Source organism: Nitrosomonas sp. (assembly GCF_043753625.1).
Classification (GTDB): Bacteria; Pseudomonadota; Gammaproteobacteria; order Burkholderiales; family Nitrosomonadaceae; genus Nitrosomonas.
On record NZ_JAYUWI010000023.1, the window covers coordinates 44,511 to 57,677 of the forward strand.

The following is a 13,167-nucleotide window of genomic DNA, read 5'->3' on the forward strand; positions in this document are numbered from 1 at the left end:
ACAAGATATCGATTATTAACCATGACCGCACGGTACCTGCTAAGTATTATTGGACAAATCGTGTCGTATACATCACGTTAGGCATTTAAAATTACTTTCATTTCTTGAGGAAAAAGTAATGATTCAAACTTGGATGAGTGGGAAAGATGCTGATGCAACATGCGAAAATTGCGGTTCTGTTTATTCCATGAAAATTTATCGACTACCTGCAAAAGACAGTGACTTTTTTAATTGCGCAGTTTGTGGCCACTTAATGCGTAAATGGAACGACACCCGCGTACCCGAATTCACTCTTAAAACTACAGGCGCAATACCAAGTGAGAATACCTAACCCGTCGTTCGAGACGGGACGCCGCAAACTATGAAAAATCGACACGATTTTGCCGATGACTGGCCTTCCCCAAACCCTTTCATGCTGGAGTTAGGGCGAATGACATGCGTATGGGGGGCGCTTGAGTCGGCAGTGAACATCGCGATCAGCAAGCTGGCTGGCTACAAGGGGGCACTTGACTATCGAGCTGTAATCCTTGTCGCACATTCAAACTTTCAGCAGCGCATAGATATCATCAATTCGTTGTGTGAGCAGCTTCTGCCAAGCAACCCGGCGCTAGCCGGGTACAAGAAGGTTATTGCGAGTATCGAGACCGCACAGAAAGCGAGAAACAAGTATGCACACAATGGCTTGGTCATGAACCCAGAGAAAGGCGAAGTAACAATTGGCTTTGCCTCTGCCCGAGGTTCACTTAAAACAAAAGTCGAAGTTGTTCGAGTTCAAGACATACTCGAAGCCACTGCTAAGATTCACGAGGCTATGTGCAATCTTCACACCTTGGTTATGGGCAAAGAACTCAAGCCAATGTGGGAGCGAGGCACTTAACTCGGTGTTCAACAGGGACATCAATGCTTCGCATTGCCACCCGTTAACTAGGGTGTTATTCCAATTTTTCATAGAATATCGATGAAATTCCTAATCTTCCTTGGAACAGTGCGGGACAGCTCACCCTCCAACCCTCCCCGGCTGGGCCTTAGAGTCGCAAGAGCCTGTTTGGCGCAAATGCATCAAGACGACGTTTCAGCAGAACTGATTGATCCGCTGGATTTCGATCTTGAACCCATATTCAAACCGCATTTTGCTTACGCGCAAGGCAAAGCGCCCGCTCAGCTCCAATCCTTAGCGGAAAAGATCGCAGCAGCGGATGGTTATGTCATGGTGAGTCCCGAATACAATCATTCAGTGAGCCCGGCTTTGGCGCATTTGCTCAACCACTTCGGCAGCTCGTTGTTTTCGTATAAACCCAGCGCGATTGTCACTTACTCGGCGGGGCAATGGGGTGGTGTCAGAGCAGCGGTAGGCATGCGGTCTTTTCTATCGGAGCTGGGTTGCTTGCCGGTTTCAGCGATGATTCATATTCCCAAAGCGCATGAAGTGCTCGCGGAAGACGGAAATTCTCTCGAACAGATCGATGCGGAAAAATGGATGAGCTATTTTTCCAGAACCTTCACGCAACTTACCTGGTGGGCATCCGCCGCCAAAAATCAGCGGAACGAAGTCGACCCGCACAAACTGGCGCCAGCATTCAAAAGAGATCCCTCGCAAAGAAATTCCCCCTCAGAAAACTCTGAGTAACTCATTTTAATCATTCCGAGCAACATGAGTAATCTTGGTAATACAATAGATTTCTCGCTATGCTCAAAATGACAGTTGATTAGAGATTCTTTAAAGAGGAAAAAATGAAACCTGGGCGCAACGATCCCTGCCTTTGTGGCAGCGGGAAAAAATACAAACAGTGTTGTTTACAGGCACAAGAAGTGCCACAAGCTGAAGATTTCTTGTGGCATCAACTACGCCATGTAATTAAAGGATTGCCTGAGAAATTACTCAAATTCTCTGCGAAACATTTCGGACCGGAAGCCGTGTTGGAAGCCTGGGAGGATTTCACTTTATGGAGCGAGGAGGAATTTGATCCGCATACACCGCACATGCAGTTATTCATGCCCTGGTTCTTCTATAACTGGCATCCTGAATTCTCCGGCATTGATGAAAATGATCAGGATGAACGCACAACGGGCCAAGCGTTTCTTGATAAATATGCCAAGCAACTCGAACCGCTATTAAAACGCTATATCGAGCAATGCTGTGTGGCGCCATTCAGTTTCTACGATATCGTCTCCGTGCGTCCTGGTGATGGGTTTGTTTTGCGCGATATTTTGACGGATACAGAATGTTATGTCACCGAACATTCCGGTTCGGTACACGCGCAAGCCGGACAGATTGTATTTGGCAAACTGGTAAAAGTGGATCATGTCGCGATACTGGAAGCCAGCGCACCGACTTTTCTCCCGCCCATCGAGAAATTTTCCATCCTTGAGCTGCGGCAGGAGATCTATGAGCTGGAAAATCCGCCAACACAAGCATTGCTCAATGAATATGAATTTGAAATGCTCGCGATTTATCACGAAGTCTACGACGAGCTGCATAACCCACCCATGCCGGAATTAAGCAATACCGACGGCGACCCAATGGTATTTCAAAAACTCATTTATGACATTCCATCCCCGCAGGCAACTTTCGCGGCGCTTAAACCACTCTGCACCAACAGCACGGAAGACGAATTGCTGGAAGATGCCAGGTTTGACGCGAACGGTGAACTCTATAGCATCGAGTTTCCGTGGTTGAAAAAGAGCAATGCAAGGCACAAATCCTGGGACAATACGGTACTAGGTCAAATCAAAATCAAAAATCATCAGCTTACGGTTGAAGTCAATTCAGAAGAACGCGCGCATAAATTCCAACAACTAATCAAAAAATTACATCCGGAAGCGCGCTACAAAACCAGTGTGATCGAATCGCCACAGTCCATGCTCGCACAGGCAGAGAATGAAGGCGAAACGGCGCGTTCCCGGCAGCACAGGGAGGAACTGGAAGAACTGAACAACAGCCCGGAAATGCAGGAACAGGTCATGGAATTCATACGGGAGCATTACCACCAATGGCCGAAAGAAAAACTTCCCATCCTGGGTGGCAAGACGCCTTTACAAGCCATAAAAACCAAGAATGGCCGGGAAATGGTCGAGGCGCTAGTCCGGGATTTTGAACTGAGAAGTTTAAATTCCAATCCACCGGTTGACCCATCCATCTTCGCCGAACTGCGCAAGCGGTTAGGGTTGCAGGCAACTGATTGATCACAGAAAAACTAATTGTAAAAATTTAGCCCGGATATTGCATGAATTCACACGATGATCACGCATAATATTGGTTTCACAAGGGATTTTTCGAAGAAGCGATGTAGTTATTCATATCAAAACGAGGCACGAGAAAAAAATGGTTACACAGCATAGGTATGATATGTAAGGAAACATTTCTTTCGAGCAACAAAGTGTTGTGACGAAATTTGGATTTTTAGAGATGCCCTGTAAATTGTTTCTATAAGGAGGCATGATGTCACGACGCGTATTCCTGAAATCACTCACAGCATTGCTCAGCGGATTCTCCCTGCCCGCAATTGCACATACCAAGCCGGACCCGGTGAGATGGAAAACCTTGCAAATCTCACCGGGTCCAGATTCCAGCATTACCAGGGCGAAACGCTTTGGCCGCAACTGGATGCCGGTCAGTTTGTCACGCTCGTGCGCGAACCCGGCAATCCCTACGATGACCGCGCAGTCCGCATAGACTGGCAAGGCCATCAGCTCGGCTATATTCCCCGGATGGACAATGCCGCTGTTTCGCAACTGCTGGATCGTGGAGAAAAATTATCGGCTTTGATTGTGGGGCTGAAAAAAAGTAATAATCCTTGGGATCGAATCATGGTGGAAGTGCAATGGCGGGCGTAAACGGGTAGTGTTGTAGGAAGGCCCATGTTTTTATCAAAATGGATATGCCTGCGGCTTTGGCGTTTGTTACTGATGTTGTGCGAAATGAAGGAATTGTTGTGAATATGGAAACGAAAGATAACAAAACTACTATTCTTGCTCACGTTCGTCAGGATAAAAACGGTAACTGGGAGGAACATGCGCTGAATGAGCACTTAAATGAAGTAGCCAGGCGCGCAGGAGAAGCTGCAGAAACATTCGATAGCGCAGACTGGGCAAGGATAGCCGGTCTTTGGCACGATTTAGGCAAGTATAGTGCTGAATTTCAGGAATACATCAAAAAAGCCAGTGGTTACGATGCTGAGGCCCATATTGAAGGGGCTCCAGGAAGAGTGGATCACTCTACAGCCGGAGCCATTCATGCAATTCGGCACCTCGGTGTGCATGGGCGCATTCTTGCATACCTGATTGCCGGACATCATGCCGGATTGGCTGACTGGTATTCGGCAGAAACAGGAGGTAAGGCCCTTTCGATTCGATTGGGAGCAGAACAGAATTACCTACTTGATCGCATACCAACACAAGTCATTCCGCAGGAAATTCTGACACAAGCGAGTCCTTCCACCAAACCGCGCGGTGGAGCGGATGGATTGCATCTATGGTTACGCATGTTGTTCTCCTGCCTGGTGGATGCGGATTTTTTGGATACCGAAGCTTTCATGGATGGCGATAAAGTAGCTACCCGTAGTGGTTATCGTGATTTGACCAGTTTGCTGACTGACTTCGATCGATACATGGCAAAAAAATCCGTAGCCGTAGCCGCTACGCCAGTCAACGTCATCCGTGCCGATATTCTGCGCCAGTGCAGTGAAAAATCTGCGCTGGATCCCGGATTGTTCTCGCTCACCGTACCTACTGGAGGCGGCAAAACTTTGTCTGGCATGGCTTTCGCTTTACGGCATGCTGTGCAACACAAAAAACAACGCATCATATACGTTATTCCCTACACCAGCATCATCGAACAAACAGCGGGTATATTCCGCGAGATATTCGACGACAATGTGGTTGAGCATCATGCTAATCTTGATCCAAACAAAGAAGATGCACGTTCCCGTCTGGCAACCGAGAACTGGGATGCACCCATCATCGTTACCACCAACGTGCAGTTTTTTGAATCCCTGTTTGCTGCTCGTACCAGTCGTTGCCGCAAGCTACATAATATCGTCAACAGTGTAGTGGTGTTGGATGAAGCACAGTTACTACCGCCGGAGTTTTTACAACCGATTGTCGATGTAATGAATCAATTAGCAAATCATTATGGAGTGACATTCGTGCTTTCCACCGCTACCCAGCCTGCGCTTGGCTCGTTCCAATCTTTTGGCAACAATCCATTTCGCGGATTGGATAATGTGCGCGAAATCATGGATGATCCAGATTCTCTGTATCAAAAACTGAAGCGTGTCGAAGTCAGTATACCTAACGACTTACAAACACCCCGCGATTGGGAAAGTGTCGCGGCAGAACTGCTTCAGTATCCATCTGTATTATGTATCGTCAGCCGCCGGGACGACGCACGCGAACTGCATCGCCTAATGACATCCAATGAGGAAGGAAAAGATACATTGCACCTTTCCGCACTAATGTGCGGCGAGCATCGCAGCGAAGTGATTGCCGATATCAAGGCACGTTTAAAGCGTAACGAACCCGTCCGCGTCATTAGTACCCAACTGGTGGAAGCCGGTGTAGATGTGGATTTTTCAGTGGTATATCGCGCGCTGGCCGGATTGGATTCGATTGCTCAGGCAGCGGGACGTTGCAATCGCGAAGGCAAACAAGATAACTTGGGGCGAGTCGTAGTTTTTGTGCCACCGAAACTAGCACCACCCGGCTTGTTGCGGCAAGCAGCACAAATCTCAGTGAGTCTACTGTCGAAAAATACAAGTAATATATTAGGACGTGATCTTGCCAAGCAGTTTTTCGAGCATCTCTATGTACGCGCACCCTCGCTTGATAAGCACGGCATTCACGAATTACTCACGCAAGACGCTCACGAATGCCAGATTCAATTTCGTACTGTCGCTGAAAAATTCAGATTGATAGATGACAGTGCTTATCAGACCATATTGGTGCGCTATGGTGACAGCCATGAATTGCTTGATAGATTGGAAATAGAAGGTCCGCATCGCCAATTGATGCGTGAGCTGCAACGTTACTCGGTAAATATACCCAAGCGTATATCTGCTCAACTCGAGAATCAGGGAGATGTCCAGGAATGTAAGAAACTTCCGGGCATTCTTGTACAAGTGGGCAACAAGCTTTACGATAAATCGCTGGGTGTAGTGATTGATAGCAACATAGCCCCAGATGAACTGATTGTATAAAGGAAAGCTGTGAAACTCCGTCATTCCCGCGAAGGCGGGAATCCAGCACTTTAATTGACTGGGTTCTCGTTTTCACGGGAACGACTAAACTGAAATGTTTGGAGTTAGGGAAGAAAAAAATGAAGACATTCTGCTTGGAAGTTACCGGCGATTTCGCCTGCTTCACTCGTCCAGAAATGAAAGTGGAACGTGTCAGCTATGACGTAATAACACCATCTGCTGCCCGCGCCGTGTTCGAAGCTATCCTGTGGAAACCTGCTATTCGCTGGCAAGTGACCAAAATCGAGGTGCTGAAGCCGATTAAATGGATTACTTTGCGGCGTAACGAGGTAGGAGCAGTGGTCTCATCGCGCAATGTGCAGGCTGCCATGAACAGCGGCAGTGGTGATTTGGGTCTTTATATTGAGGATGAACGCCAGCAACGCGCTGGATTGTTTCTACGCGATGTTGCCTATCGTATTCACGCAGGGTTTGAGCTATGCGGTAGCGCCCGGCCTCACGGTCGGGCGAGGATTGAAACAAATGCTTCATACCCGAGCGGATGCACCACGTATAATACAACCCAGTTAACAATTCACTCTGCAACTATGCCCGGCCCCGAAAGTAACAAGCACCCGCAAACCAAAAACCCCTTGCAAGGCGTTACCTTGGAAGCGCTGTTGACCGAGCTGCATGCGCAGTATGGCTGGGAGGGATTAGCCAAAAGGGTAGCTATCAATTGCTTCAAGCAAGATCCCAGCATCAAGTCCAGTTTAAAATTTCTGCGCAAGACGCCCTGGGCCAGAGAGAAAGTCGAAGCCCTCTACATCCAATTGAAACAAGGTAAATCATGAGTGAATTCAGTCTTAAAGGCCACGACACGATCGCATTGAATGATCTGCTGAAGATCACCGGCCTGTGCGGGAGCGGCGGCGCGGCCAAGGTGGTGATCGCCAAGGGTAAGGTCAAGGTGGACGGTCAGGTTGAGTTGCGCAAAACCTGCAAGATCCGCAATGGCCAAGTGGTGGAATATGCCCGAGAGCAAATCACCGTAACTCCCTGAGCCATCCGATTCAAAAAAGCCAGCGCGGTGGCAGCACATTCGAGTATCCTACGCCGTTATTCAAACCACGGCCGCGAATCATGACGCAATACCAACTCTTCGCCACCACGCCGAAAGCGATGGAAGGCATACTCGCCAATGAAATCCAAGCGCTCGGCGGGCAAAACGTGCAGCAAAAAATGGCCGGGGTGGCTTTTCAAGGCGATCTGGCGATGGCGTATCATGCCTGCTTATGGTTGCGCACTACCAGCCGCATTCTATTATTGCTCAGCAGCTTCGAGGTTAAATCCCAGCAAGATCTCTATGATGGCATTCAATGCATCGATTGGTCTGAGCATCTGAACGCTGACGACAGCCTGGCGGTATCGTTTAACAGCAAAAATAATCCAGCGATCAACAACACGCATTTCGGCGCGCTCAAAGTAAAAGATGCCATCGTCGATCAAATGCGCGCCAAGTTTGGCAGCCGCCCCAATGTCGATACCGAGCGCCCCAGCATCCGCGTCAACGTCTACCTGCACAACGACACCGCGCAGTTGAGCCTGGATTTATCCGGCGAGAGTTCGCATAAGCGTGGTTACCGGGAAATCAGCATTGACGCGCCGATCAAGGAGAATTTGGCAGCGGCCATTTTACTGCGTGCCGGTTGGCCGGAAATTGCCGCGCAAGGCGGCTCGCTGCTCGATCCGATGTGCGGCTCCGGTACGCTGCTGGTGGAAGGCGCGCTGATCGCCGGGGATATCGCGCCGGGATTGCAGCGCGATTATTTCGGTTTTCTCGGCTGGAAACAGCACGACGCCGCGCTCTGGCAAAGCGTTTGGGGCGATGCGCAGCAGCGCCGCGAGATTGGCTTGAGTAAATTGCCGGTGATCGTCGGTTTCGACCAGGATCGCCGTACTGTCGCCGCCGCGTTGCAGCATGTCGAAAACGCCGGGCTGTCAGGCAAAATCCACATCGAGAAACGTGACATTGCCGATGCTTCCGCAGCGGGAAGCTGGGCAAAAGGGCTGATTGTCTGCAATCCGCCGTATGGCGAGCGGCTTGGCGATGAAGAGCAAGCCGCATTACTCTACCGTCAGTTTGGTGAAGTATTGAAACAGCGTTTCGCCGGTTGGCAGGCGGCGATGATCATCGGCAATCCGGAACTGGGTTTCCGATTGGGCATCCGTTCGCAAAAGCCGATCACTCTGTTCAATGGCGCATTGGAGTGCAAATTATTGCGCTTCACCATCGAGGAAAAAGCTTTCTTTGAGCCAAAAGCCAAATCGCAACAGGAGCGCATCGAACACATCAGCCGCCGCGCGCAATCCGGGCAAGTTGACAGCCAAGCGGAAATGTTCGCCAACCGCTTGCGCAAGAATCTAAAAAAACTGACCAAGTGGGCCAAACAAAATCAGATTCATTGCTACCGCCTGTACGACGCCGACCTGCCCGAATATGCGGTGGCCGTGGATGTGTATCAAGGCGAGCAAACCTGGGTCAACGTGCAGGAATACGAGTCGCCAAAAACGATCGATCCCGCCAAGGCCAATCTGCGCCTGGCCGGAATCATGGCGGAGATACCCAAAGTGCTGGAAATTTCTCCCGATCAAGTTTTTCTAAAAATACGCCGCAAGCAGAAAAGCACCGACCAATACGAGAAACAAGGCGATTCCCGCCGCTTTCATGTCGTGGAAGAAGGCGGCTGCAAGTTCTGGGTAAATTTCGAAGACTATCTGGACACTGGCCTGTTTCTCGATCACCGGCCGTTGCGTTTGCTGATCCAGCAGCAAGTCAAAGGCAAGCGCTTCCTGAATTTATTCGCCTACACCGGAAGCGCCACGGTACATGCGGCGATCGGCGGTGCAACGGCGAGCGTCACAGTGGATATGTCCAACACGTATTTGGATTGGGCCAGACGAAATTTCGTCCTCAATGACATCCGCGGCGATCACAAGCTGGTGCGCGCCAATTGTGCGCAATGGCTGGTCGAGCAAGCCGGTGCAAAACCCAAGCCGCAGTTCGATTTGATCTTCCTCGACCCGCCTACTTTCTCGAACTCCAAGAAAATGGACGAAGCTTTCGACATCCAGAAAGATCACGTGCAATTAATCCGCAACGCCGCCACCTTGCTGGCACCGGGCGGAAACTTGTATTTCTCGACCAATTTCCGCCGTTTCAAAATGGACAAGGAGGCGCTCAGTGATTGGGTGATTGAAGACATCAGCGCAAAAATGATACCGGAGGATTTCGCCCGCGATGCCAAGATTCATTATTGCTGGAGAATTTCTCACTGAGCGATCATGGCGAATTTTGTAGCAGACTGCTACAATACGACGATTACTATTCCTCAATGAGGTAAAACCATGGCAAAGTCAGCTTCTCCGATCCGCTTGCAGGAAGATTTGATGCAGGCCGCAGCACTGACGGGAGAACGGTTTCATCGTAGCACGGCTGAGCAAATTGAATATTGGGCGGAAATTGGGTGCAATGTGTCCAAGCTATTGGACCCGGACGACCTGCTGTCGATTTCAGCAGGGTTGGCGAAAATCAGGATTGAACCCGTTCATAGTGAACCGATTGATCCCGGCGAAGTATTTCAGTCGCTGGAAGCTGAGCGTGCGAGCGGAATACTCCCGCAAACGGTGACAAGCAGCCCGTTAAAGTATCAAGCCTCAGTAACGCACCCCGGTTATCTGGAGCAAATTAATCCGGATAGCGCAATTAAAACTGGAAAATTTCAGGGTGGTGTATTTATCGAAATAAATGAAACAGCAGCTTGAGTACAAAAAAACAACTTTGGGTACTGTCCGGTGGAAATGGTGCGGGTAAAAGCACTTTCTATCGCACGCGGCTGGCACCAATGGGCATGCCGTTTGTTAATGCCGATATCGTGGCCAAACTGCTTTATCCGCATGCCCCGGAATCGCATAGTTATGATGCGGCAATTTTGGTGGGACAGATGCGATCACAATTATTGCGGGAAGGACGCAGCTTTTGTTTTGAAACCGTGTTCTCGCATCCCTCAAAAATAGATTTTGTCGCACAAGCAAAAACGCTCGGCTATGAAATCATTTTGGTGTTTATCCACTTGAGTGATGTTTCACTCAATCAGGCACGCGTAGCGCAACGCGTTAGCGAAGGCGGGCATTATGTTCCGGATGAAAAAGTGGTTAACCGGATTCCAAGAGTGCTAAAACTTATCAAACAAACACTGCCGTTATGCGATCGGGTTTATATTCTGGATAATTCACGCGCAGATGATCCTTTTCAGCAAGTTGCTGTTATCCGTAGCGATCAGATTAATGTTCTGCAACATGCCCTACCCGATTGGGCCAAAGAATTACTGGCAGATTATTTTGTGGAAAAATAAAATACGCGCGATGCTGCAGCTTCTAGGATAATGTATCTGGAATTCAAATAAATCGGACTTCTTCCGAAAGCAGCACAGAGTTGATACTTATCACTATACTTTAATGCTAATTTTAAGGAGGTAACATGAATCTTGATCGTGTTGGTTCGGGATCTGACATTCCCAATGACTTCAATGTCATCATTGAAATTCCAATGAATGCTGACCCCATCAAATATGAGGTCGATAAAGAAACAGGTGCAATGTTTGTTGATCGATTCATGTCAACTTGTATGCATTATCCCTGCAACTATGGGTATATTCCGCACACTTTATCCGACGATGGCGACCCTGTGGATGTTTTGGTGATATCGCCCGTACCGCTGATCACCGGTGTTGTCGTACGCTGCCGGCCGCTCGGGATGCTCCGGATGTCCGATGAGGCCGGAGAGGATGCTAAATTGCTAGCCGTGCCAATCAATAAATTATGTAATCTTTATCAAGACATCAACTCCAGCGAAGATTTACCAGAATTAGTTCGATCTCAAATTGCTCATTTTTTCGCGCACTATAAAGATTTGGAAGAAGGCAAATGGGTAAAAATCCAGGGATGGGATGGCGTTGAATCAGCAAAGTCAGAAATTCTTTCCGGGATACAGCGCTTTAATTCAACGATCAATAAACCCATGTTCTAGATCATGACTTTTGGTTGCGCCTTTCTGGTAAGTTATTTCTAGCAGGCCGTTGAAAAACTATGGGTAGAGTGACAAAAGTCACAAGGTAGTTTGGTCGGAGTATGTTTAAATAAAATTGTAAGAATCTTTACAACATAACATATGGAAGATACTCATTTTTGTGTATCCATGTGATCGAAGAATTCTAATAATTTTTTCTGGAGGTACCTTAAAATGACTACTGCTACAGGTAAATTACGCTTCTGGTGCGATATGAGTATGGAATGTATACGCCGAGACCATACATCGGCACTAAGTCCTGGGGATCAAAGAGGTCCGTTTTTATCCGCTCGGGCGATTGGTATGGCGTTGGCGGCACTCAACGATGCCAGAGCATATGTTTTCAGCCGCCCAGTGTTGCTAAGTATTCCCGCTCCTGCAACTCTACTGGCTATCAATCCAGCAGATGCGGATACTGCAGGTGCGGCCGCATGCGCACAAGTTCTCAGATTGCGATATCCGAACCAAGCACATCTTCTGGAACCAGCTTGGCTCCGTTGGCTCGATTACTTTGGATTGGGTTCGGCTGGCAGTCTTGCTGAACGGGCGGGGCGCGATTTTGGCACGTTAGTTCATCAAAGCGGGATGAACGATCCGGTTAATGCTGCGGCTGGTCAATACACTTCTACTGGAGCCGCATACTCCCATATGTTACCGCCAAAAGAATCTATGCAAGGCTATGCAGGCGGACACTGGGGAATGGCGACGCCCCTACTTGCCACGAGGGTTACTGGTTTTCCACCTCCCCCGGGACGTGTATCCGCGGCAACAGTGAACCCTACTGCGCATTACGCGGCCGATTTCGCGAAAGTTGTCGATAAAGGTGGCTCTAACTGGATGCCCGGCACTCGCACTCTCCCGGAAGAAATTACTGGTATCGCATGGGGCTATGATGGCCCAATGGAGCTTGGCACGCCACCTCGTCTATATCTTCAGGTTGTATTGACGGTATTAGACGCGATTGAAGCTAAGAATCCCGGCTCGTTAAACTCTGAAGATGAGTTGGCGATCATAGCAGGCATTGCCATCGCTATGGCTGATGCGGGAATAGATGCATGGCACTACAAATATGCACCAACACATATGATGTGGCGCCCAATTGTAGGAATTCGTAATGCAGTACCTGGGAATGGTGTTGCAGATCCGGACTGGGAGCCGCTCGGCCGTCCTGACACAAATGGAACTGGATACTCTTTAACTCCAAATTTTCCGGCATATCCTTCTGGGCATGCAACGTTTGGTGCCGCAGCGTTTCAGCTATTGCGGCTCTTTCTGGTAGAAAAAGGGGTCGCAACATTTGATCCAAGTGGCAATGGAGTTGACGATGTACGCTTTGATTTCGTATCGGATGAATTTGACGGTCGCAACAAAGATCCCATAACGCTGCAGCCGCGTGAACACATAACACTTGGTTATGATAGCCTGTGGCAGGCAATCATTGACAACTCGGTAAGTCGTGTGTACTTAGGCGTTCACTGGGAGTTCGATGGCATTACGAAACGTAATTTAGCAAATACGGGCGATGAATTTGGTGTTCCTTCGTCCCCCAGTGAGTTAGGTAAAACTGGTGGTGTTTGGTTAGGTGCAAAAATTGCCAATGAAATTGCACTTAAACTGGGTGTAAGTCCTGCAACGATTGCCGCTTCAAAAATATCGTAATCCCAAATCTTCGTGATTCGGCAACGAAACACGAAGATCTTTGCGGCATCTAAAAAATCCCTGCATATAATAGCGTTTAGGGCACTTCTAAAAATTCAAAGTTCTAAATAAAACGAGGCGCGAGCAAAAAATGGTGACGCAGCATATAATTGATATGTAAGGAAACATTTTTTGTGAGCAACAAAGTGTTGTGACGAAATTTGGATT

General features: G+C 48.7%; 12 protein-coding genes and 1 pseudogene. All 13 read left to right on the forward strand.

Features of this window, described 5'->3' with window-relative positions:
- Positions 1–361 precede the first annotated feature (361 nt).
- The 13 genes and pseudogenes from ACH10T_RS02130 (at position 362) to ACH10T_RS02190 (ending at position 12,960) form a co-directional block, all read left to right on the forward strand.
- Complete coding sequence (locus tag ACH10T_RS02130; RefSeq protein WP_394807689.1) at positions 362–877, forward strand: hypothetical protein; 516 nt, start codon at positions 362–364, stop codon at positions 875–877.
- Between the two features lie 81 nt (positions 878–958).
- On the forward strand, positions 959–1,627 hold the full coding sequence (locus ACH10T_RS02135) for an NADPH-dependent FMN reductase (RefSeq protein WP_394807690.1): 669 nt from the start codon (positions 959–961) through the stop codon (positions 1,625–1,627).
- Between the two features lie 104 nt (positions 1,628–1,731).
- Positions 1,732–3,183: a YecA family protein gene (locus tag ACH10T_RS02140; RefSeq protein ID WP_394807691.1), complete on the forward strand. Its 1,452-nt coding sequence runs from the start codon at positions 1,732–1,734 to the stop codon at positions 3,181–3,183.
- Positions 3,184–3,531: 348 nt separating this feature from the next.
- Entirely contained in the window at positions 3,532–3,834 is a 303-nt protein-coding gene (locus tag ACH10T_RS02145) for an HIRAN domain-containing protein (RefSeq protein ID WP_394807692.1), read from the forward strand.
- A gap of 38 nt (positions 3,835–3,872) precedes the next feature.
- A complete protein-coding gene (cas3, locus tag ACH10T_RS02150) occupies positions 3,873–6,194 on the forward strand; it encodes a CRISPR-associated helicase Cas3' (protein ID WP_394807693.1) in 2,322 nt (773 codons plus the stop codon).
- Between the two features lie 119 nt (positions 6,195–6,313).
- A pseudogene (gene cas5c / locus ACH10T_RS02155) lies at positions 6,314–6,682 on the forward strand (type I-C CRISPR-associated protein Cas5c); the annotation flags it as partial.
- A 99-nt stretch (positions 6,683–6,781) separates the two neighbouring features.
- The gene (locus ACH10T_RS02160) at positions 6,782–7,027 is read left to right on the forward strand and encodes a VF530 family DNA-binding protein (RefSeq protein ID WP_394807700.1); all 246 of its coding nucleotides are present in this window, start codon (positions 6,782–6,784) and stop codon (positions 7,025–7,027) included.
- A complete protein-coding gene (locus ACH10T_RS02165) occupies positions 7,024–7,236 on the forward strand; it encodes an RNA-binding S4 domain-containing protein (RefSeq protein ID WP_013967076.1) in 213 nt (70 codons plus the stop codon). Before ACH10T_RS02160 ends, ACH10T_RS02165 begins: the two co-directional genes overlap by 4 nt.
- 80 nt (positions 7,237–7,316) lie before the next feature.
- A complete protein-coding gene (gene rlmKL / locus ACH10T_RS02170; RefSeq protein ID WP_394807694.1) occupies positions 7,317–9,512 on the forward strand; it encodes a bifunctional 23S rRNA (guanine(2069)-N(7))-methyltransferase RlmK/23S rRNA (guanine(2445)-N(2))-methyltransferase RlmL in 2,196 nt (731 codons plus the stop codon).
- A gap of 69 nt (positions 9,513–9,581) precedes the next feature.
- Positions 9,582–9,998 carry a hypothetical protein gene (locus tag ACH10T_RS02175; RefSeq protein ID WP_394807695.1) on the forward strand — a complete coding sequence of 139 codons (417 nt, stop codon included), beginning with the start codon at positions 9,582–9,584 and terminating at the stop codon, positions 9,996–9,998.
- Positions 9,995–10,588, forward strand: a complete 594-nt coding sequence (locus ACH10T_RS02180; protein WP_394807696.1) for an AAA family ATPase — start codon at positions 9,995–9,997, stop codon at positions 10,586–10,588. The genes ACH10T_RS02175 and ACH10T_RS02180 overlap by 4 nt, the downstream gene beginning before the upstream one ends.
- Positions 10,589–10,713: 125 nt before the next feature.
- Positions 10,714–11,262, forward strand: coding sequence for an inorganic diphosphatase (ppa, locus tag ACH10T_RS02185; RefSeq protein WP_394807697.1), 549 nt, complete (start codon positions 10,714–10,716; stop codon positions 11,260–11,262).
- Between the two features lie 213 nt (positions 11,263–11,475).
- Positions 11,476–12,960 (forward strand): vanadium-dependent haloperoxidase, encoded by a 1,485-nt coding sequence (locus tag ACH10T_RS02190; RefSeq protein WP_394807698.1) that lies wholly within the window; start codon positions 11,476–11,478, stop codon positions 12,958–12,960.
- Positions 12,961–13,167: the final 207 nt, after the last annotated feature.